Source organism: Shewanella sp. LC6 (assembly GCF_006385735.2).
Classification (GTDB): Bacteria; Pseudomonadota; Gammaproteobacteria; order Enterobacterales; family Shewanellaceae; genus Shewanella; species Shewanella xiamenensis.
Genome location: NZ_CP043902.1, coordinates 1,585,778 through 1,608,923 on the forward strand (window position 1 = coordinate 1,585,778; position 23,146 = coordinate 1,608,923).

At 37.8% G+C, this 23,146-nt stretch carries 19 protein-coding genes; 16 read left to right on the forward strand and 3 right to left on the reverse strand.

What is annotated here, in order from left to right; genetic code table 11:
- Positions 1-29 precede the first annotated feature (29 nt).
- Both FJD32_RS07165 and FJD32_RS07170 read right to left on the reverse strand, forming a co-directional pair.
- Positions 30-338, reverse strand: a complete 309-nt coding sequence (locus FJD32_RS07165; protein ID WP_037420403.1) for an EscU/YscU/HrcU family type III secretion system export apparatus switch protein — start codon at positions 336-338, stop codon at positions 30-32.
- 15 nt (positions 339-353) lie between these two features.
- Positions 354-2,354: a hypothetical protein gene (locus FJD32_RS07170; RefSeq protein ID WP_140907834.1), complete on the reverse strand. Its 2,001-nt coding sequence runs from the start codon at positions 2,352-2,354 to the stop codon at positions 354-356.
- Between the two features lie 220 nt (positions 2,355-2,574).
- On the opposite strand from FJD32_RS07170, the gene FJD32_RS07175 reads away from it, so the two are divergent.
- Both FJD32_RS07175 and FJD32_RS07180 read left to right on the forward strand, forming a co-directional pair.
- Entirely contained in the window at positions 2,575-3,360 is a 786-nt protein-coding gene (locus tag FJD32_RS07175) for a VacJ family lipoprotein (protein ID WP_037420409.1), read from the forward strand.
- A 120-nt stretch (positions 3,361-3,480) separates the two neighbouring features.
- Positions 3,481-4,584, forward strand: coding sequence for a response regulator (locus tag FJD32_RS07180; protein WP_140907835.1), 1,104 nt, complete (start codon positions 3,481-3,483; stop codon positions 4,582-4,584).
- 327 nt (positions 4,585-4,911) lie between these two features.
- Here FJD32_RS07180 and FJD32_RS07185 read toward each other — a convergent pair whose 3' ends face one another.
- Entirely contained in the window at positions 4,912-6,381 is a 1,470-nt protein-coding gene (locus tag FJD32_RS07185) for a peptide MFS transporter (RefSeq protein ID WP_037420415.1), read from the reverse strand.
- A 475-nt stretch (positions 6,382-6,856) separates the two neighbouring features.
- Between FJD32_RS07185 and rfaH the strand changes: the two genes are divergently transcribed.
- The 14 genes from rfaH to FJD32_RS07255 all read left to right on the forward strand — a co-directional run bounded on the left by rfaH (position 6,857) and on the right by FJD32_RS07255 (position 23,132).
- Positions 6,857-7,357 carry a transcription/translation regulatory transformer protein RfaH gene (gene rfaH / locus FJD32_RS07190; RefSeq protein WP_140907836.1) on the forward strand — a complete coding sequence of 167 codons (501 nt, stop codon included), beginning with the start codon at positions 6,857-6,859 and terminating at the stop codon, positions 7,355-7,357.
- 1,042 nt (positions 7,358-8,399) lie between these two features.
- Positions 8,400-9,512, forward strand: a complete 1,113-nt coding sequence (locus FJD32_RS07195) for a polysaccharide export protein (protein WP_115018267.1) — start codon at positions 8,400-8,402, stop codon at positions 9,510-9,512.
- A gap of 22 nt (positions 9,513-9,534) precedes the next feature.
- Entirely contained in the window at positions 9,535-9,969 is a 435-nt protein-coding gene (locus FJD32_RS07200; RefSeq protein ID WP_115018270.1) for a low molecular weight protein-tyrosine-phosphatase, read from the forward strand.
- Between the two features lie 15 nt (positions 9,970-9,984).
- Entirely contained in the window at positions 9,985-12,219 is a 2,235-nt protein-coding gene (locus tag FJD32_RS07205; protein ID WP_140907837.1) for a polysaccharide biosynthesis tyrosine autokinase, read from the forward strand.
- Positions 12,220-12,447: 228 nt separating this feature from the next.
- Positions 12,448-13,536 carry a dTDP-glucose 4,6-dehydratase gene (rfbB, locus tag FJD32_RS07210; RefSeq protein WP_140907838.1) on the forward strand — a complete coding sequence of 363 codons (1,089 nt, stop codon included), beginning with the start codon at positions 12,448-12,450 and terminating at the stop codon, positions 13,534-13,536.
- Position 13,537: 1 nt separating this feature from the next.
- Positions 13,538-14,410 carry a glucose-1-phosphate thymidylyltransferase RfbA gene (gene rfbA / locus FJD32_RS07215; RefSeq protein WP_140907839.1) on the forward strand — a complete coding sequence of 291 codons (873 nt, stop codon included), beginning with the start codon at positions 13,538-13,540 and terminating at the stop codon, positions 14,408-14,410.
- Between the two features lie 20 nt (positions 14,411-14,430).
- Positions 14,431-15,162, forward strand: coding sequence for an acetoacetyl-CoA reductase (gene phbB, locus FJD32_RS07220; protein ID WP_140907840.1), 732 nt, complete (start codon positions 14,431-14,433; stop codon positions 15,160-15,162).
- A 7-nt stretch (positions 15,163-15,169) separates the two neighbouring features.
- Positions 15,170-15,739: an acyltransferase gene (locus tag FJD32_RS07225; protein ID WP_140907841.1), complete on the forward strand. Its 570-nt coding sequence runs from the start codon at positions 15,170-15,172 to the stop codon at positions 15,737-15,739.
- Complete coding sequence (gene rffA / locus FJD32_RS07230; RefSeq protein ID WP_140907842.1) at positions 15,726-16,856, forward strand: dTDP-4-amino-4,6-dideoxygalactose transaminase; 1,131 nt, start codon at positions 15,726-15,728, stop codon at positions 16,854-16,856. Before FJD32_RS07225 ends, rffA begins: the two co-directional genes overlap by 14 nt.
- Positions 16,857-16,906: 50 nt before the next feature.
- Positions 16,907-17,947, forward strand: a complete 1,041-nt coding sequence (locus FJD32_RS07235) for a TDP-N-acetylfucosamine:lipid II N-acetylfucosaminyltransferase (RefSeq protein ID WP_140907843.1) — start codon at positions 16,907-16,909, stop codon at positions 17,945-17,947.
- Between the two features lie 100 nt (positions 17,948-18,047).
- Positions 18,048-19,460, forward strand: coding sequence for a lipopolysaccharide biosynthesis protein (locus tag FJD32_RS07240; RefSeq protein ID WP_140907844.1), 1,413 nt, complete (start codon positions 18,048-18,050; stop codon positions 19,458-19,460).
- 634 nt (positions 19,461-20,094) lie between these two features.
- Positions 20,095-21,183 carry an EpsG family protein gene (locus FJD32_RS07245; protein WP_140907845.1) on the forward strand — a complete coding sequence of 363 codons (1,089 nt, stop codon included), beginning with the start codon at positions 20,095-20,097 and terminating at the stop codon, positions 21,181-21,183.
- Between the two features lie 108 nt (positions 21,184-21,291).
- Positions 21,292-22,164, forward strand: a complete 873-nt coding sequence (locus FJD32_RS07250) for a glycosyltransferase (protein ID WP_140907846.1) — start codon at positions 21,292-21,294, stop codon at positions 22,162-22,164.
- Between the two features lie 194 nt (positions 22,165-22,358).
- Positions 22,359-23,132: a glycosyltransferase gene (locus FJD32_RS07255; protein WP_140907847.1), complete on the forward strand. Its 774-nt coding sequence runs from the start codon at positions 22,359-22,361 to the stop codon at positions 23,130-23,132.
- Positions 23,133-23,146: the final 14 nt, after the last annotated feature.

Below are 23,146 nucleotides of genomic sequence, written 5' to 3' on the forward strand. Positions count from 1 at the left end.
TGTGGCTCTAGGAGCTAGCCACTTTTGCTTTAAGCCTTATCAACAATCTTCTTATGCATATTGTTCCATTGTTCTGGGAATTTTCCGTCCAACATATACACAAATGCGATTAATTCGGCGATGAGCAGATACAGCTCTCTTGGAATTTCTTCGCCTAATTCAAGCAATCGAAGAAAGTTACTCAGGTGCGGATCTTGGTGAATATAAACGCCTGAGGCCTTTGCTAGAGCGATAATTTCGTCAGCGATTAGCCCTTCACCCGATGCGACTACTTTAGGCGCATGTTTTCCGTCATAACTCAAGGCAACTGCTTGCTGGGTTTTGTATTCTTCCGCCATAGATAGACTCTTTAATTATGCTCTTGTTTTCACATGAAAATGATCACCAGGCAGCAACGTTGCTGGAACTGGTGCTAATTGGGTGGATAATTCACCCGGTGTAAATCCTAATTGCGATAGTTTTTGTCCCAGTGGAGCCAAAAAGTTATCTACTCGGCGAAGTAATGACTGACTGTCACCTTTGAACTGAATATCTAGTACTTGTTGGTGAAAACGTGCCGATATCAGTAATGGACCCTGGGCGAGATTAAACTTCAATTGTAAATTCCAGCCTTTATGATGTTGCTGTTCATCGCTATCGGCTTCTCGCTCGAATTTACCTTCTAATTGTTCATGACGTTGATTAATCCCATAGGGAAGGGCAAAAAACCACACTAAATTGCCATTATTTTCACTACTGGCTTGTTGATAAAGCTGTAGGCTTGAAGCTAGTTGTACCATGCTTTCTAGGCCGCCAGCTTTACTAAATTGTCCCAGCTGGTGGTTAGATAATCCGATTTTAGTTTGGAGTTGCTCTAAGTAATCGGCCAATTTAGCACTCATTTTACTATTGGCATTATTTGCCCTAAACCCCAATAACAACTGAAACAATGAGCTAATGGCTCCCGCATTTAATAGCATTGAGGCTTGAGCGAGCTGCGGCGTTGCTAAATTTAAGGTTGCGAGACCAAGGATGCTGTCTTTTAGTTCGTTTGGATCGCTTAATTGGCCTAAAGGATGTGGGCCTAGATGAGGCAAATGTTTTAACAGCTCGGCAGCTAAGTTTGTGCTAGCTCGAGAGACCATCTGCTCGATGGGGAGAGCACCGGCCTTGGTAAAGGCTTTTTGAAGCACTTGATTAACATTGATATTGGCTTCGTTGAGTTTATTTTGTTTGTCAGCACCTAACGAGTCTGATGGGGTTTTAAGATTTAGCTGTGTTTCATTAGTGGAAAAATTTTTGGTCATCGCTAACTCATTAGCGGGGACCTGTGGTTTAGTCTGTAAGCTGCTAAAGTCCGATTTTGCATGTTGACTTTGCAAAGCAGTTGACACCGTTACGGTATTTTTTACATCCGATGCGCTTGCATCTTTAGTCAGTGCCTTAGGTTCAGGAATAGCCGTTTTGGGATCAATTTGTTGATTGGTAGTTTGTCCTGTCGTCAGCTTTACTTCAGTAGTGGATTGTAAATTGACGCTAATAGCAATCTTGGATGGTGAGTTTTTTACGGATGTCACTTCATCCGCAATAGAACCCGTTTGAGTCTGGGATATTTTTATGTCGGAAATTGATCCACCTTGGGTGCTAGACGTATTGACTTTTGCAGCAGTGCTATCCGTTTGGGGGACTAAGCCCTCAAGTTTCCGTAAAAAACTCGCAATAATCTGAACGGGTTCCATTTTGCTTATCACAACATGACTCGCTTGCTTGTCAATAATGGGAAGCTGAGTTTCATTTATCGGAGCGCCAATTTGGATTTCGAGTTTGCTCAGTATTGGGGTCAACACTAAAATAGGTTTCCCTTGTAAAAGGGTAATTTTTGCTTGATATTCACCCGCATTAAGTCGTGTTCCTGGATCCTGTGGCACAACAGTTCCATTAGTAAATTGGAATTCTTTTGCAGTAACAATGACATTAGGGAGGGGGTAGCCCTGTGGGCGGGCAGAGAGAGCGTATAATTTTGTCTCTGAAATCCCATTTTGTTGGGCAAGTAATGTGATCGCTTCTGGGAGCTTAAGGTTGACTGTCGAACCCAAGGCAATCAGTTGCGAGGTTTGGATCATAGCACTCGATTCAGAGGGGCTATTCACGACTTGATTGACTAAAAATTGACTAGCAATAATTAATGCTTGGCGCTGCTGAGCATTAACGAGCTTTAAATTATATTCTGTACCGTTTAGAATAATACTATCGCCTTCAGGAGATAGTTGGACTTCAGCGGGAATAGGACGCGCATTGGTGCTCAGGGCAGTGTTTTGAGTCCCTGAAGTGATTAATGGTGCGTTGGTAATCTGACTAAGTGGAATCGACTCCATACTAAACCTTTGTTGGAATAACTCGCGGTGCGTTATTTAAAAAATTAACAATTGACCAAACTGTTTTGCCAAGTATGCTTATGCGCTTTGTAAAGTCAGTGGCATTTTGTCTGTCATACTTAGTATACGACTCGGATGACTAATCTTTTATCGTCACTTGTTGATGGTCACTTTAACGAAAACTCGTGAACTCGGCAGTACATTTATTTAAGAGAGCAATATGAAGTTGAAATGGATAGGGGTACTTTTAGGCTTTGCATTACTGCCCAAGGTTTATGGCGCAGAGGTAGCCGTACCCGATAGCACTCCAAAGGACGGGGCTTCAGCTGTAAAAATTACTTACGAAGATCCAAGAGATCCCTTTGAAGGGTTCAACCGCGCCATGTGGGACTTTAACTATCTGTTTCTCGATAGGTACCTATACCGGCCAGTTGCACATGGGTATAACGATTATATCCCGTTGCCTGCTAAAACAGGGATTAATAACTTTGTGCAAAACTTGGAAGAACCCAGCAGCGTGGTAAACAACTTATTGCAAGGCAAATGGGGTTGGGCGGCGAATGCGGGTGGTCGTTTTACGGTTAACACGACGATAGGGTTACTAGGCGTTATTGATGTGGCTGATATGATGGGAATGCCACGTAAGCAGGACGAGTTTAACGAAGTGTTGGGCTATTACGGTGTACCTAATGGTCCCTATTTTATGGCACCCTTTGCTGGTCCATATGTTGTTCGTGAACTCGCATCAGATTGGGTTGATGGTCTATACTTTCCACTATCTGAACTCACAGTGTGGCAATCCGTGGTTAAATGGGGCCTTAAAAGCTTACATGCTAGAGCCTCGGCAATTGACCAGGAAAGACTTGTTGATAATGCGCTCGATCCCTATGCCTTCGTGAAAGATGCGTACTTACAACACATGGACTATAAGGTCTATGATGGCAATGTTCCTCAAAAACAAGAAGATGATGAGCTACTCGACCAGTACATGCAGGAACTTGAGTAAGCTCATGCGCTAACTTGGCTGCAGGCATGAATATGCAGCCAAGCCCATGCCGTATAAATGATTCTTCCCATGTCATCATTGAATGATTGCTGTTGCAGTAAACGTTACGCGGGAATCTTTATGGCGTTAAATGGTGTTTCAATTCTGTGGGTTGAAGATGACCCAGTATTCAGGCAAATCGTTGCTACCTTTCTAAATGGTCGCGGTGCACAGGTAGTGCAGGCTGGCGATGGAGAGCAGGGGCTGATTCATTTCAAGCAACAACGTTTCGATATCATACTTGCCGATTTGAGTATGCCAAAGCTTGGTGGCTTAGATATGCTTAAGGAAATGAGCAGGTTAGAGCCATTAGTGCCTTCTATTGTTATTTCAGGTAACAATGTTATGGCGGATGTTGTCGAGGCGCTGCGCATCGGTGCGAGTGATTATTTGGTTAAACCTGTTGCCGATCTCTTTATTATCGAGCAAGCCATTCAACAAGGGCTGCAGCGAAATCACCCCGATGATATTACTCAGGCAGACTTTGATGCTTTATCTCACCAAGAGTTGAATGATAATTTAGCCTTATTAGAGCAAAGTGTTGAAGCGGCTAAGCAAGTTCAGCAGCAACTTTTCCCTGCTTCAAATATCAGTTATCCCGCCGCTAAAGTTGATTACAGCTTATTTAAAAGCAGTGATATCAGTAGCTACTTTATTGACTCAACAATGGTGGGCAGCGATCATTTGATCATGTATATGGCTCACCTCTATCCCGAAGACAATCGTGCGGCGTTTGCTTGTGTTTTGCTACGCAGTTTTGTCAACCAAAAGCTGAAAAGTTATCGAAGTGGCCAGAGTAAAACCATTATCGAGCCGTTCAATATGCTGAGCTACTTGAATGAGCGTTTAGCCAAGTCCGGTTTAGATATCACCGTAGATATTGTTTATGTCGCAATCGAACTAACTCGTTATCGTGCCGCCATTGCCTTAGCAGGCAAGGGACTGAGGTGCTATTTACGTAATGACAAAGGGTTAAGTCCATTGGCTATTTCAGAAAGTTTACCACTAGGGGTATTAGATTGGGGTAAACCGAGTGTTCAGTTTCGAACGATTCTGCCCCAGGAGCAGCTTTGTATTGCAACCAATGAGCCTGAACATAAGCAGCAGTTATTAGATAATCAATTTAAAGGATTAGTCTACAATTCAAACTTGCCTGCGGGTGGTTTTATTCAATTAAGTTTATAAGAAGATAAGGTGCTAGGACGCAGCCAAAAGCGCTGCTAGAACGCCACTGCGTGGCTCGAGAAGCTAGACTCTAGCACCTAGAACTTAGCACCTAGAACCTAGTCCCCATATTCTAATTTGTCTGTGTGCGAAACATCCCATCTCTAAACTCAACGTGTTTTGGGAGCAAAGCAATAAAAAACGCTGCATTTCTGCAGCGTTTTTATCGAATATAGAATTATTCAGGATGGGTAGAAGCGTCCTATCAGGACGAAGCCCGATCTGCTTTTTCTCGCAGCTAAGTCACCTAGAGCAGCGCATTTGGCTGCGTCCTAGCTTCTAGCTGCGTTATCTTTTAATGGCTTCGTGTTCAGCGGTTACCGCAATTTCATCTTCTAATGCTTCGGCTTCATTGTGATGCTTGCTTTCCGCACCGTGCATCCAATCGACTAATTTGTCAGCCATAAAGTATAAGATCACACCAGAAAGTGCTGCGGTAATTGCAATACCCGAGAAGATAGCCATTGCATTGGCAAGTTGTTCTTCTTTTTCGCCGCCATGGCCAATAAAGGAACCCACCACACCACCAATTTTGTTAGCTGCAGCCACAAAGAGGAACCAAGAACCCATCATTAACGAAGCGATGCGTAGTGGAGCTAACTTAGTGACCATAGATAAACCAATAGGCGATAAGCAAAGTTCACCCATGGTATGGAAGAAATAAGCGCCAACCAACCACCACATGCTTGATTTAGCTGTAGCGTCACCGCCCATTTCGACAACGGCACCGATCATAAATAAGAAGCCAACGGCTAACAGTACTAAGCCTAAAGCAAACTTAATCGGGGAGTTAGGTTCGTTCTTACCTAAACGTACCCAAATCGAAGCAACAACAGGGGCGAAAATAACGATAAACATTGCGTTTAAGGATTGGAACCAAGTGGTTGGTACTTCCCATGTGCCGATCATGCGGTCGGTAAAGTCGTTCGTGAACAAGTTCATCAGGCCGCCAGCTTGCTCGAAGCCCGCCCAGAAAATAATAGTAAATAAACCCATCACCATGATGACTTTAATACGGTCACGTTCAACCTTCGTCAGTGGTTCTTTACGGACTTCTCCTTTTTCTGCTGCTTTTTGCTTTTCAAGCTTAGCAGCAGGAGTTCTACCGATATCACCAAGTAACTTTTGTGCAAACACAAGCTGGATAATTAACGACAGGATCATACCGATACCTGCGCAGATAAAACCAGCTTGGAAATTACCATCATAAGCGGCAACTACTGAGCCTACGATAATACCTGAGAGGAAAGCACCAACGTTGATCCCCATATAGAAAATGGTGAAAGCACCGTCACGGCGGTGATCTCCTTCTTGGTACAGATCGCCCACCATAGTAGAAATATTCGGTTTAAACAGGCCGTTACCTAAGATTAACGTGCCTAAGCCGACGTAGAATACTTCGGTTTCCATCCCAGGTACCCACGCATGGGGCGTACCTAAAATAAATTGACCAGCCGCCATTAAAGTACCGCCAATCATAATGGCCCGGCGTTGGCCTAGAAAGGTATCTGCTAACCAACCACCTAGAAGTGGGGTCAAATAAACAAGCCCAGTGAAGGTGCCATATAACGAAATGGCATCAGCTTGGCTCCAACCTAAACCGTGTCCACCTTCGCTTTGCACTTTATCAACTAAGTACAGTACCAAAATGGCACGCATTGCATAATAACTAAAACGTTCCCAGAGTTCTGTTGTAAACAGTAGGAACAGACCTTTGGGATGGCCAAGCATTGTCCCTTGTGGTTTTGCTACGCTCATGAAGTTTCCACCTTAAGCTCGTGATTGCCTGTGGCGCCCCTGAAACAGGATGATGTCACCACAGAAAAATGATTGTTGCTCTTCTCATTTATCTTGAGTCAATTCGATATTTAGCTCTAGCTTAAAAGCATGAGTAAATTGTTGAATTGCTGAGATTTAAGTATGAGTTATTGTTACGTTCTTATAATAAAAGTAATATTTTAAGCGCTAATTAGGATATTTTCGCTAAAATTCCCACCTTATATACCCTTTAAAAGTCACTAAAGTCAATTTTGACTTGCTAACTGGTGAGATTATCTGCAACTCGCCGCCAAATATTGATTTATGTTGATTTTCCTAATATATCGGTACTTTGTTTAGATACCGAACAGCAAGGGTTTTAAGGCAAAAAACTGCTTCCATCGACATTAACATCTTTGTTATGATTGCCGCCCATGAATGGACGTCACTTGACATAGGGTAATGAGATAAACAAATGAAGGCATGGTACCTTTTGTATTGTAAGCCTCGTAATGAAGCGAGAGCGCAACAAAACTTAGCACTTCAAAATTTAGAGACCTATTTACCTATGGTCTCTGAAGAGAAATCTCAACGCGGTCAGAAGCGGATCTGCCGTGTGCCTCTGTTTCCAAACTATTTGTTTATCAATTTCGACCCAAGCCAGACTAGCGTCAAGCAGGTTCACTCTACCCGTGGTGTGAGTCGTATCGTCAATTGCCAAGAAAAAATGACACCAATTGACGACCGCATCATTCACGCCATTCGCATGAAAGAATTAACGCCATCCCTATCAGTTTTAGACAATGAATTAGAGCTAAAAACCGGGGAAAAAATTCGCTTTAAAGATGGTCCGTTTGTTGATTTAGAAGGCATTTTCCAAGAAAAATGTGCAAACAAACGCTGTCACGTTTTATTCAATATTATGGGCCAGATCAATACTCTATCTGTACCGGAACATTCGGTTGAACGGGTGTAATTAGTAACGGGTTTTACTTGCTAAGTAGGATTTTTACTTAGAGTCTTGTAAGACATTTGCTACAGGTCATTTCTACTGGCTAGTAGGAATTGAAATTAAAATATTAACATATTCAGTATGTTATTTTTTGTTTTAACAATCGCGCTTTGCAAATAACAAAGTTTGCGTCATAAAAAATCAAACATGAATCGTGTGCAGGTTTTTTGAACAAACGATGTAGTGGTTAGGCAGTACAATGTGCGGCAAGTTTATAGTAGCTAAAAATTCACTATACAACTAAAGTTTTACTTGATTTTACGCTGTTGCAGTATGAGGTTTAACCTTAACTGCAAGTATTAGATTCTGACTCTTAATACTGAGCACTTAGAAGATAATGACAAGCTACCGAATGCTTAGCGTGTGAAGGGAGTACCTTTACATCATTTACATGAACAGTAGACTTCATTGTTAACTGAGTTATTTTTAAAGTATTGAAAAATTTAAATATTCGCAGTGCGAAGGGCAATATAGGGGCCGCAATCTATGGGCGGTAGCGTGCCTGAAAGGCATCGAATGAATAGTTTCATTCGTTAAGCGAACGCCGAAGGCTTCTGGCCGCCACGCGGATCGGTAGCGTGTCTGAAAGCAATTGTTAGGAACAGTTACTAACATTTTTAGCTGTCTCACAATACGAAATACTGGATGTATTGATAAAGGCATTGATGACTAGCTTCACTTGAAAGTGTGCAAAGGGAGACAGCTTTCTTTCGTGTATGTACTGATATAGTACCTGTGAAAACGGTTGATGAAAGCCATGCTACCCGCTTATGCAAAGCGGTCAAAGTATGTTCTAGATTTAGAGCACATTAATTAGTTTAAACTGTAAAGCATTTTTGCCTTGTGCACCGCGTCATGTACCGCGTCGATTTAGGTTCCTTTGATTAATATTGCTTGCTCAAACAATCTGCAAATCCTTAAACAGGTATAAACTAAAAATCACTACCAATTGAGTAGTGAGTCATGCCTATAACTGATAGAAATATTTAATAATTGGGATCCTACAATGACGTTTCGCTACAAAACACTCATTACATCTTTCGTGCTTGTGACTATGTCTGGATGCGCTCTTGTGCCTGGTAGTCATTTTGAAGGTATCGAATCCGGAGAGCAGACTCAAAATCTTGAGAAAGATCTGGATAAAGTTAACATTCAAATCATTGATGCATCATTAATTTCACAGCAAAATCAATTACGCAAAACTCCTAAACCCATGTCAAGTAATGCGGGTATTGATACTAGCCATTATCAATACAGATTAGGTGTAGGTGATGTGTTAACTATAGGTGTGTGGGATCATCCTGAATTAACGATTCCAGCGGCGGTTCAACGTACTGCGGAGTTTGATGGTTTTAGAGTTCAAGAAGACGGCACAATTACTTATGCTTATGCGCCAAATATTCCAGCAGTTGGCAAAACGGTTAGAGAGCTTCATAAAGAGTTAGTTAAGCGTTTAAGTAAAGTAATCGAAGATCCTCAAGTCGATATAAAAGTGGTCGGGTTTAGAAGCCAAAAAACCTATATTACAGGGGAAGTCACCAAACCAGGCGTTTATCCCGTCACCGAAATTCCATTAACGCTAATCGATGCATTAAATCAAGCGGGTGGTTTATCTGAGTCTGCGGATTGGCGAACAGTAACCTTCACTCGCGGTGATACGACTGAAACCATCCAGTTAGATAAGTTTTATGCTCAGGGTGATATTTCGCAAAACCGTTTATTGCAAAATGGCGATATAGTCCATGTTAATCGCAACGATACACAAAAAGTGTTTGTATTAGGTGATGTTAAAAAAGCGGGAACAGTATCCCTTAATCGATATGGACTCAATCTAGCTGAGGCATTAAGTGATTCTGGTGGCTTGAATGAGAATACAGCAAATGCAAATGGCATTTTTGTATTGCGTAAACGTGATTATGAGCAAAGCGGTATTCTGGCTGATGTTTATCAATTACATGCCAGAAACATTGCTTCTATGGTGTTAGCGGAACAGTTCGAATTACAACCCCACGATATTGTCTACGTAACTTCAGCACCTCTGGCTCGTTGGAACCGCGTAATTAGCCTACTCTTGCCTTCTGTGACTTCAATTGAACGTGTAAATAGTATAGGCAATTAGTTTTCGAATAGGGTAATCAATTATGTTTGATTCTATTTTAGTTGTTTGTGCCGGTAATATTTGCCGCAGTCCAACTGCTGAATATGTATTAAAAGCTAAACTAGCAGATAAACAAATAAAGGTATCATCTGCTGGTTTAACTGCATTAGTAGGAAAGCCTGCTGATCCAATGGCTCAAAAAATTGCAGCAAGTCATGGCGTTGTAATGGATGAGCATAAAGGCCAACAATTATCATCGCAATTAGTCGGTTCTAATAGTGTTATTCTCGTTATGGAACAACGTCATTTAAATGATTTGCACAGCCGTTATCCTGAGGCCCGAGGTAAAACATTTTTATTAGGGAAATGGATAAACAATGCAGAAATTCCCGATCCATATCGTCAAAGCCAAGAAGCTTTTGAACACGTATATGCATTAATCGACAGCGCTTGTAGCGCTTGGCAAAAGTATCTATAAAGGAATGGCAATTTAATGAGTGTTCAGCCTACAACAAAGAAAACTGATAATCTTGCACAACAAGCACAAGAAATCGATTTGATGGCACTTTTTGGTGCATTGTTAGACCGTAAATATTTTATTGTTAGCCTTACTGCCTTATTCATGTTGATAGGCGTGACGTATGCGATATTTTCTACACCTGTTTATCAAGCGACGGCAATGATTCAGGTTGAAAAGGGCGGATCTTCAGTCCCAGGCTTAGACGACATGGCGGGCATGTTCGAGAGTACCTCAGCTGCCGTTACCGAAATTGAATTATTAAAATCGCGCTCAGTCATTGGAGAGGTTGTCGATGCGCTGAACCTTGATATTATTGCCGAACCCAAAATATTTCCTCTTATCGGAGAGAGAGCTTTTAGAAAGTTTTCTTCAATCAATGAAGACGATATCGCTGAACCAAGTTTTGGTGCCACAAGTTATGCTTGGGGTGGAGAGCGTATTGATATTTTTCGTTTCGATGTACCAGCATCAGCTATCGGAAAGGAGTTCACTTTAGTTGCTCTTGAGAACAACAGCATAATATTACTGAATAGCGATGGAGAACAATTACTCAAAGGTAAGGTTGGTGAGGAGCTCAATAACGCGAGTTTTAATTTAACTGTGCGTAGTCTTCATGCTCGTCCTGGTACTGAATTCACGCTAGCTCGCAAAGATAGGTTGAATACTATTTTAGACTTGCAGGCGGCGCTAGGGGCTAGTGAGAAAGGTAAAGACTCAGGTATTGTTAACTTAAGTTTAGAAAGTGACAAACCAAGCTATGCTGAACGAGTACTTAATAAAGTCGCAGCAATATATGTACGACGCAATGTAGAACGTAATTCAGCTGAAGCACAAAAATCACTTGAGTTTTTGGAGGTTCAGTTACCTGAAATTAAAAAACAACTCGAGTTCGCTGAGCAGCGTTTTAACGATTACCAAATTAAGCGCCAATCAATTAACATTACTTTAGAAACTCAAGGTGTACTTGAGCAGGTTGTTAAACTGGAGACACAACTACAAGAGCTTGAGCTTAAGCGAGTAGAAATGGGTCTTAAATTTAAAAAAGACCATCCAGTCTATCAAGGTCTGGTTGAGCAAATTAGTGCGGTTAATGAACAGAAAAAGCGTTTAGTTGGTGAGGTAGGTAACTTGCCTGAAACTCAGCAAGAACTATTGCGCCTTAAACGCGATGTTGAAGTGAGTAATCAAATTTACACTATGCTATTGGGCAAAGTGCAAGAGCTAGATATTGTCCGTGCGGGAACCGTTGGTAATGTACGTGTTATCGATTCTGCAGAAGTCAATACTTCAAAGCCTGTAAAACCAAAGAAACCTTTAATTGTCGTATTGGCAACTCTGATGGGTGGCATGTTTGCTGTTGCTATTGTGCTAGTGCAAAAAGCTTTGCATAGAGGCATTGAAGACCCTAGTGAGATTGAGGCAATAGGCTTACCAGTTTATGCAAGTGTGCCCTATTCAGAAAATCAGGATAAGCTCTTCGGTTTCAGTAAATCACGTAAGTCAAAGTCTGTTGCTAAAGCAAAATCAATTCTAGCAATCAATAATCCTGCTGATTTATCCATCGAGGCATTACGCAGCTTACGCACCAGTTTGCATTTTGCCATGATGGAAGCTAAAAATAACATTATTGCAATCTCTGGTCCAAGCCCTGGCGTAGGTAAGTCTTTTATTTCCGTCAACTTAGCTGCTGTGTTAGCTCAAAGTGGTAAGCGAGTCCTAATTATCGATGCGGACATGCGCAAAGGTTATTTGCAAACTCAGTTTGGTCTGAAATGGGATGAAGGTCTAAGTGATTACTTGTCCGGTCGTTTAAACTTAGCGCAAGTTACCAAGCCAAGTACTGTAGAAGGTTTAAGTGTGATAACCCGTGGTCAAATTCCACCGAATCCTTCTGAATTATTAATGCATGCTAATTTCAGTAGATTGGTGGCTGAAGTCAGTTCTGCCTACGATTTAGTGATTATTGATACGCCGCCGATTCTAGCTGTGACCGATCCAGCGATAGTCAGTGCTCATACGGGTACGACGTTATTGATTACCCGCTTTGGCCAGAACCATTTACGTGAAATAGAATTGACTCGAAATCGCTTTGAACAGAATGGCATTGATGTTAAAGGCGTTGTATTCAACGGTGTTTTGAAAAAAGCCAGTAACGCCTATGGGTATTATGGTTACTATAATTATGAATATAAATCGGATAAAAACTAACATTTTATAGATAAATTTTTTAAAAAAATGAGCCTGTTGGGACTGTTTCAAGAAAGCAGCAAGACCAAGTAGTTACAAAAGATAGCGGAGATTAGACTGTCTCAAAATGGATAAAATGTGTCTCAGCATGGTTTTAAAGGCTGAGATACGAAAATGAAAATTTTCAGTATTTATAACTTTAAGATAGCTATTTATTATGGCTAAGCTCATCGAATTTGGTATTCAAAAATGAAAATTCTAGTTACAGGTGGAGCAGGTTTTATTGGCTCAGCAGTTGTTCGCCATATTATAAAAAATACTCAAGATAGCGTAATCAATGTTGATAAATTAACTTATGCAGGCAATCTTGAGTCACTTGCAAGCGTAGACAAAAATGAAAGATATGTTTTCGAGCAAGTTGATATTTGTGACCGTGCTGAGCTGGATAGAGTCTTTTCACAATATAAACCTGATGCAGTAATGCATTTGGCGGCAGAGTCCCATGTAGACCGTTCAATTACCGGCCCAGCTGATTTTATTCAAACCAATATCGTAGGTACTTATACGCTTCTTGAAGCAACGCGTGCTTATTGGAATACGTTAGCCGAAGATCCTAAAAAAGTATTTCGTTTTCATCATATCTCAACAGACGAAGTGTATGGTGATTTACCGCATCCCGATGAGCAAGAAGGACCGCTTCCATTATTTACTGAAACAACTTCTTACGAACCAAGCAGCCCTTACTCTGCTTCAAAAGCCTCAAGCGATCACTTAGTAAGAGCATGGTTACGTACTTATGGCTTACCAACGCTAGTAACTAACTGCTCTAACAACTATGGTCCATATCACTTCCCTGAAAAGTTAATCCCTTTAGTGATTTTAAATGCATTAGAAGGTAAGGCATTACCAATCTATGGCAAAGGAGATCAAATTCGTGATTGGCTCTATGTAGAAGATCATGCTCGTGCACTCTACAAGGTGGTAACTGAAGGTTTGGTTGGCGAAACTTATAACATTGGTGGTCATAACGAGAAGCAAAATCTCGAAGTCGTACAGACTATCTGCAATATTTTAGATGTTCTTGTACCAAAAGATACGCCGTATGCAGAACAAATCACTTATGTAACAGATCGTCCAGGCCATGACCGTCGTTATGCGATTGACTCATCGAAAATGAGCATAGAGCTAAACTGGACTCCTGTTGAAACATTTGAAACAGGCCTACGTAAAACCGTTCAATGGTATTTAGATAATCAAACGTGGTGTCAAAACGTACAAGATGGTTCATATCAGCGTGAGCGTCTGGGCGAAATAAATATGACAGCTAAAGGAAAATAGCATGAAAGGAATTATCCTTGCCGGAGGCTCCGGTACACGCCTTTATCCTATTACTATGGGTGTATCCAAGCAGTTACTCCCAATTTATGATAAGCCAATGATTTACTATCCGCTTTCTGTGTTGATGTTAGCGGGAATACGTGAAATCTTAATTATTACTACACCTGAAGATCAAGAATCATTTAAACGATTATTAGGTGATGGCTCACGCTTTGGCATTGAGCTTAGTTACACGATACAACCAAGCCCAGATGGCTTGGCTCAAGCGTTTATTTTAGGTGAAGAGTTTATTGGTTCTGACGACGTTTGTTTATTGCTAGGCGATAATATTTTTTATGGGCAAGGGTTTTCACCTAAGTTAAAGCATGCGGTTGAGAATGCTAAGAACGGACTAGGGGCGACTGTATTTGGCTATCAAGTAAAAGATCCGGAACGTTTTGGTGTTGTTGAATTTGATGAGAACCAAAAGGCTATTTCCATTGAAGAAAAGCCAGCTAAACCAAAGTCTGATTTAGCAGTAACCGGTTTATATTTTTACGATAATTCTGTTGTAGAAATAGCAAAAAAAGTTAAGCCCTCGCATAGAGGTGAGCTAGAGATAACGTGCTTAAATGAAATTTATTTAAAGCAAAATAAGCTTAATGTTGAAATACTTGGTCGCGGCTTTGCTTGGCTTGATACTGGCACGCATGAAAGCTTACTTGAAGCGGCTCAATTTGTAGAGACTATTGAAAAGCGACAAGGGTATAAAATAGCTTGCCTAGAAGAAATTGCATTAAATTATGGCTGGTTAACAAAGCAAGAAGTTTTAAGACTAGCTAAGCCACTAGAAAAAAATAGTTACGGGCAGTATTTAAAAAGTATTGCTAGCTGAAATTATAAAGTGAGTTAGTTATGAAAAAAATAGCCGTAGTAACTGGTGCTACAAGAGGTATTGGCTTAGCTATATCCCAGAAGCTAAGTCAGGATGGATTTTTTATTGTTGGTATTTCAAGGGCTGATAATCAAGAAGCAAATGATTCTTGGGTAAATTCTCTATCAAATGATTGTCGCTTATTTAAGTGCGACGTCACAAGTTTATTAGCTGTTGAAGAGATGATTGCTAAAATTAGTGAGCTTGAAGGTTCAGTTCATTTACTTGTAAATAATGCAGGTATTACAAGTGATAGTTTTTTTCATAAAATGTCATTGGAATGTTGGAAAAGTGTAATCGATACTAATCTAAATTCATTATTTTATATTACACAACCAATATATAAAATAATGAAAGAGAACGGCGGTGGAAAAATAATTAACATTTCATCTGTTAATGGTCAAAAGGGACAGGCAGGTCAAGTAAATTATTCATCTTCGAAGGCTGGTGTCCATGGATTTACAATGGCATTAGCGCAAGAAGGCGCTAGAAGTAATATTTTAGTTAATACAATATCCCCGGGTTATACAAACACCGAAATGATGAAGAATATTAGAGCTGATATATTGCAAGGCATAAAAGACAACATTCCACTAGGGCGACTGGCTGAACCAAAAGAAATTGCTAATGTAGCTTCATTTCTTGCGAGTGATTGTTGCTCATACATTACAGGTGCGAATATTCCTGTAAATGGCGGCTTATTCATAGGGTAATTATAAAATGGCATATTTAACAGATATTGAATTACAAAGTTTTGGCTTTAAAGCGCTTGGTAAGAATGTCAAAATTAGCGACAAAGCTTCAATATATAACCCAGATCAAATTGAGATTGGTAATAACAGCCGAATTGATGATTTTTGTGTTATTTCAGGTAATGTAAAAATAGGTCAATTTGTCCATATAGCACCATTTTGTCTAGTTGCTGGCGGTGAGAAAGGTATTCAAATGGATGACTTTTCAGGTTTAGCTTATCAAGTACAAGTATTCAGTCAGTCAGATGATTACTCTGGTCGAACTTTAACAAACCCTACAATACCGACTAAATATAAAAAAGAGACGAAAAAACATGTGCATTTAGCTAAGCATGTAATTGTCGGTGCAGGATCAATTGTTTTTCCAGGAGTAAAGCTTGCAGAGGGCTGCTCTGTAGGTGCCATGTCTCTAGTTAACAAAACTACTGAGCCTTGGGGGATTTACGTTGGAAATCCAGCAAAGCGTGTAAAAGAAAGAAAGAAAAATTTACTTGAACTAGAAATTGAATTTTTAAGAGATAGCAATGGTTCCTTTTAATATTCCTCCTAAAGTTGGTACAGAATTAGCGTATATCGAGCAAGCGATTGCATCAGACAAGTTATGCGGCGATGGTTACTTCTCTAAAAAATGCGAAAAATGGTTTGAAGACAGCTTCAACACAACAAAAGCATTACTAACTCCCTCATGTACAGCTGCATTGGAATTAGCGGCAATATTAATAGATATAAAAGAAGGTGATGAAGTGATTATGCCTTCATATACGTTTGTATCTACCGCAAATGCATTTGTACTGCGAGGTGCAAAAGTCATTTTTATTGATGTACGCCCCGATACCATGAACATAGATGAATCATTAATCGAAGCAGCCATCACATCTAAAACTCGTGCGATAGTGCCCGTGCATTACGCTGGTGTTGCATGTGAAATGGATGCTATATTAGCCATTGCTGAAAAACATGAACTCTGGGTAATAGAGGATGCTGCTCAAGGTGTGATGTCTACCTATAAGGGACGAGCATTAGGAGCGATAGGTCACATTGGCTGTTATAGCTTTCATGAAACTAAAAATTATTCATCGGGTGGTGAAGGCGGAGCAATATTAATTAATGACACTAAATTGGTTGCTCGAGCTGAGATTATACGTGAAAAAGGCACTAATCGAAGCCAATTTTTACACGGTATAGTTGATAAATATACTTGGCAAGATATCGGCTCAAGTTTTTTACCTAGTGAATTGCAGGCAGCTTACCTTTTTGCGCAACTAGAATCTGCATCTACTATTAATGAATTTCGTCTGGCTTTATGGAATAACTATTACACTGAGTTTAGTAAGTTATTGCTACCAGAACAGCTCCCGCACATACCTAATGATTTAAAGCATAATGCACATATGTTTTATATAAAATTAGCCTCTAGCGAGGAGATAGTTAGATTCATATCTTTCATGAAAGAATATAATATTGTTACTCCTTTTCATTATATACCTCTTCACTCAAGTCCCGCTGGTAAGCAATTTGGTGAGTTTATTGGTGACGACCACTACACAACTAAGGAAAGTGCAAAGTTAGTACGTTTACCTATCTATTTTGGAATGACCGATGATGAGCAGCAGAGTGTGGTTAAAGCTGTCAGGATGTTTTTTCTTAAGCGCTAAAACATTATTACAGTTCTAAAAATAGCTTATAAATACTGCTTAGGTGATAAATGTCAAAAAAAATATTACATATTGCGGGTTGTGATAAGTTTATTCCGCCTTATATTCAGTTTGTTAATGAAAATTTTAATTCCGAGGAGCATGATTTTATAATTAATAGTGGGATGGCTTCAGGTGAACTTCAGAGTAGTAGTAATATCTATTTTTCTGGTAACTCTACTTTTTCAAAGCTGAAACATTACTTTCATTTAATTATAGAAATGCACCAAGCTGATAAGGTTATTGTACATGCTTTATTTAATATAAAAATTGTTCAGATCTTGTTTTTCGCTCCATGGTTACTAAAAAAATGCTGTTGGGTTATATGGGGAGGCGATTTATATACATATCAACTTGGTAAACGTAATAAAAAATGGCAAATAAATGAATTTTTTCGGCGCCCTGTGATAAAAAGAATTGGTCACCTAGTTACTTATATTGAAGGTGATATAGCGCTTGCTAGAAAGTGGTATGGCGCAACAGGCAAATACCAAGAATGTTTAATGTACACTAGTAATTTATACAAAGAGTATGAAGTATCTGAAAATAAAAAAACGAGTATTAATATTCAAGTAGGTAATTCAGCTGATCCAAGCAATAATCATATTGAGGCGCTTGAAAAGTTACTACCTTTCAAGGATGAGGATATATGTATCTTTGTACCTTTATCATATGGTTCCAAAGAATATGCCAAGCAGGTAATAACGCAAGGTAAAGAATTGTTTGGTGATAAATTTAAGCCCCTTAGAGAATTTATGCCATTTGAAGAATACTTATCTTTTTTAGGCTCAATCGATATTGCTATTTTTAATCATAAACGCCAACAAGCAATGGGTAATACTATTACGTTGTTGGGTCTTGGGAAAACGGTTTACCTTCGTAGTGATACTTCTCAATGGCAATTTTTTGAGACGAAAGGTATTAAAATTGGTGATGTAGAAATGTTTAATAGCTTAGAGCGTTACGAAACAAAAGAAAATATAAAGATCGTAAAAGAATACTTCTCTCAAAAAAATTATAAAAATCAACTTGCTAAGTTGTTTGAACTATAATTTGTTTAATGTATGCAAATTTTCTACAATATTCATCATACAAAAAATTCATCATACAAAAATTTCATGAAATTAAAAGCGTGGTAAAAAATAAAAGGTTATGACTCCAAAAAAAATAGCAGCATTTGCATTAGGTCCTGTTGCTGGGGCTGCGTTAGGGTTTATTGCTTTGCCCATTATTACATGGTTTTTTTCACAAGAAGACATTGGTCGTTTAGCTATGCTAAACGTTGTAATTAGCTTTAGTATCTTACTGTTCAGTTTAGGTCTTGACCAAGCATATGTGCGCGAATTTCATGAAGCAAAAAATAAACCTGCATTGTTTAAAATTACACTTCTACCGGGGTTGTTACTTTTAATTATTACACTGTTATCACTACTTTATTTTGATAATATTATCTCGCGCTGGCTGTTTGAGGTTGACAGCTTATTGCTTAGCTTACTTGTTACTGTCGTTGTTTTATCAGCTTTTTTGTCTCGCTTTTTATCTTTAATTTTACGTATGAATGAACAAGGTTTGGCTTATTCTATGAGTCAGCTACTCCCTAAACTACTTTTGATTTTAATTGTTGGGGGGTATGTAGTATTTTCTGTAACGAAAAATATAACTAACCTTGTATTAGCTAATGTGTCAGCTATATTATTTACATGTGTGATATATGCGTGGAATACTCGTAATGAATGGTTGTTAGGTATAAAAGAAAATATTGACTACAGCTATTTAAAAAGTCTTATCAGTTTTGGTGCACCACTTATTTTTGGTGGTTTAGCTTTTTGGGGGCTCACAGCAACAGATAAAATTTTACTAAAAGAACTGTCAGATTTTGAGCAATTAGGGCTTTATTCGGTTGCTGTTAGTTTTGCTGCTGCTGCGACTATATTTCAAAGTGTTTTTTCAACTATTTGGGCTCCTACAGTTTATAAGTGGGCCGCAGCTGGCGAGAACTTCGATAAAATATATAAAGTAAACCGTTATGTATTATTAGCTGTTATCGTACTCTTTTGCTTGGCCGGTTTATTTTCGTGGGTTGTAACCTTTATGTTACCTAGTAATTACAATGCTGTTCAATGGATTTTAATACCATGTTTGGGGTTTCCATTACTTTATACTCTTTCAGAGACAACGGTAGTGGGGATTGGTGTTACTCGTCGTTCAGGTTTTGCAATGCTCGCTGCAGTGTTAGCTCTTGTCATAAACTTACTTGGAAATTGGTGGCTAATCCCTAAATTGGGATCCGCCGGGGCAGCTGTAAGCACTTGTGTATCATTTTGGTTTTTCTTTTTACTTAGAACTGAGTTCGCTATATATCTATGGCGACCCCTACCTCGCTTTATGTTATATACTTATACTTCTTTGTTGGTTATCGGTGCAGTAATAAATAGCATATATGGTGAGATATATGCTATTGAATTAAAATTATTTTGGTTGATTATGTTATGCAGTGTATTTGTTTTTTTTAAAAATGAAGTTTTTGAAATTAAAAATTGGATTACACGCAGTAAGATTAAATAATAAAATCGTCCAGAATTTCTTGGTTGAGATTGGTTTGTGTATAAATGTACACTAATAGAATTTATTGGCTTGTGGTATGCATTATTTATATAATAAAATGCTTTTTTTAGTCGGTAATGTTTTTATATGTACTCTTTTTTATTTAGAACTTCTAAACGGAAGGGTGATATATTGAGAAAATGGTTATACTAAATTAGGTTATGTAATGATCTAGAGCGTAGTTCGATAAGGATAAACATCCTAATTATTTAATGTTTTTTGGATAAAAAAGACAATACAATATTTGCATTAAGGATTTCAATAAAGAAACTATCGCTTTAGTTGCTTAACAAGGCTATCATTATAGGCCAAAGATTGTGAAGCACTTAGAAGGTGCGGGGGAAATAACGGTTATTCAGTTTGTGAAAAAGTACCTTTATGGAAAGGCTGTTTAAACAGTAATAATGTTGTTTTTCTTATACTGGGAGCGGGATTTTAATATACCAAAGCAAGTTCATTTTACTCTTGATATTTATAATAAGAGCAAAATGTGTTGCTTTTACTATTTTTTAGGGTGAAAGAGTTTTTGGTTGTATATTATGGCTAATTATTTTTTCGAGTATGTTTTATTTCTTATACGTTATTTCTGGATTTTATGATTTTTTATTTTTTATTAGCTATTTTCCTTTTTTTTATTTTGTACTTAGCAAGTAGAAAAGGAGATAAGTATCATAGCTTATTCTATTTTTTATTCTTTTTTATTATTTTTCTTATCGCTGGTTTAAGAGGGGATGTAGGCCAAGATACTTATAGTTATCAGCTTCAATATGACTCGTTGACTAGCCCCGAAGCCTTTCTTTTTCAATTAAACCGTGCAGAGCCTATTCTGTATTTAATTATGTATCCGTATAAATTGATTTTTGATCATTTTTTTGGTTACACTGGTTTCTTACTCCTCATTTCTTTATTACAGACCATATTGTTATCTTATGCGACAAAAGAAATGTATCATCGTTCAACTTTCCTAGCTATTTATATTGTAATTATTTACTTAGATTACCACTTTAATGTGTTGAGAGCATCACTGGCACTTTTGTTTTTTCTATGCTCTTTACGTGTAGTGAATAATGATAGTAAAAAAAGTATAATATTTTATATTTTAGCTTTGTTTTCTCATTTTAGTGCTTTGATTTTTTTACCTGTGTTACTGGTTTCCTTAAAATTGAAGCCGCGGCATTATATAGTTATTGTTGGTGTATTCGTAGGCATTGGAGCTGGAATAGCTATATCTTTTGGTGATTTAATAAATAATAAAATTTTAGGGTATAATTTATTGGATAGGAGTAGTTTTAATTTTCCTTTTCTAGTTTTTGCTTTGTTGTGTTTTTTATGGCTAACTTTTCTATATAATAAGAAAAAAAGCTTTCAGCTCATTGTTGCTTTATCTGTCTTTAGTATCGCTTTTTTTTCATCTTCTTTTTCCGATATTGCCTATAGACTTTATTTTATAACATTCACTGTTTTAGCTTATCTGACGTTGTATGAAAAATCGTTTAATGTGAAGGACTTTAGAAGCCAGCCCCAATTCCTATCAATTTTTTTATTATGCTTATGGCTTGGATATATTTCGATAAAGTTTGTAGTGCAAGAGAGAGATAATAGAGTTCAGACCGGAAATGGTATACCTGATTTTTCTTTTGCTCCCTATAGCCTGTATTCTGATAGTAAATATAGACAAAAATGAAGGGGCGCCAAGTGTTTTTATATCTATTTTTAATGATGTTTGACTTTAACTATTAGTATATACCAACTCAAAAAAGTTAAGTCATTTAAAAATAATAAGAGAACTTAAATGAAAAAAAAACCTTTAATCACTATATATATGGCAACATTTAATAGAGTTGAGCTTTTAAAACGAGCTGTTAATTCAGTTATTGCTCAAACATATTCAAATTTTGAGCTAATTGTTGTTGATGATTGTTCATCTGATGAAACAATTGAATATCTAATGGCCATTTCTAAAACCGATCCCCGTATTCGGTTTTATCAGAATGAAAAGAACAGCGGTGCCTGTGCTTCAAGAAATAAAGCTATTGCTGAAGCCAATGGAGTATTTATAACGGGGTTAGATGATGATGATGAGTTTATGCCGCTTCATATTGAAGGTTTGCTTGCAGCATTTGATGAAAAATATGCCTTTGTTGCCTGCAGTTTACTGGAAAATACTGGCGGTTGTGTAATTGAGCATGCGTTAGATTGTGGAATAATTAGTCTTGACAGTTTGCTTCATTACAACAAGGTAGGCAATCAAGTTTTTACATTAACTTCAAGATTGCAAAGGATAAATGGTTTTGATGAATCATTTCCCGCTTTTCAAGACTATGATACATGGGTTCGTCTTGTCTATGAGTTCGGTCAATGTAAAAAAATAAAACAGTCTACTTATGTGTGGCACACAGGCCATGAACAGGAGCGTATATCAAATAATAATAATAAAAGGTTGATGGCTTTAGAGCTATTTATAAATAAGCATAAAGGGTATATGTCAAAGAAACACAGTCAGTCAATGTTCATTATGAAGAAAAAATTAGAAAAAGGACCGTTTAACTTTATTGATTTGATATTAAATGTTAATAAACTAAATTTTAAAACAGCTTTAGCTACCTACATTAATATAAATTTTTACAGTTTAGGGGCGAGGTGGAGAAGATATAAAAGAACATGATTTTTAGAGAGAGTGTTCAGTGTTGTTAATTGATTTTATTGAAGGTGGTTGTATTTATTGTTATTAAAAATAATTTAATGCTCCAGAATTTATTTGATTGTGAAACCTTTTGAAACGTATACTTAATTTAAGTTGCGCAGTTGTCTTTTAATGGATATATTTTAAAGTTAAATGCTTTTTATTTAAGGGGATGAATGAGAAAATTAACAATTGCCATATCTACAGTTAAAGCTCAGCGGAATGCTGTTATAAAAAAAATAAATGCTTTAAATGATATAACTAAAAAAAAAGTAAGTTTTTTAGTTATATCACAGTTGGAGGATGAGTATGGAAATACTTTTATTGATGGTATTAAAGTTATTAAACTTACAAGTAAAGGTTTAAGTAAAAGCAGAAATGTTGCAATTAAAGAAACATTTACTGAGTGGATTTGGTTTCAAGACGATGATTTCTCAATAAATGAAATTCAGTTATCTTCTTTCTTAGAGTCTTCATTGACTAATAATATTGATATTGCGCTTATTAGAATTGGCTCTCTAGAAAATTGTGAAAAGTATTATAAAAATTATGTTGGTTATTCAAGGTTCACTCGATTATTATCTTTAAAAGTTTCGTCAATAGAAATCATAGCAAAAGTAAACTTTGTCAAAGAAAATTCAATAGCATTTGATGAAAGGCTAGGGTTGGGTACTGAATTACCTTGTTGTGAAGAGAATAAGTTTATGTTGGATAGCTTTGATAGCGGCGCTAATATCAATTTTTGCAGCCAAACGCTTTGTTATCATACCACTTTACCAGAAAACCGTAATGTAGATTACGTTAAAAACTTACAGGCAAAAGGTTATTTCCTTAAAAACTTTTCTTTTCCTATAGCATTGATTTTGATTTTTAAATGGACTTTCACTATCAAGAGTAAATTTAATTTTTTGAAAAATCTCAAGTTACTCATTAAGGGTTTTTTATCATAAAACTAGGATAATAA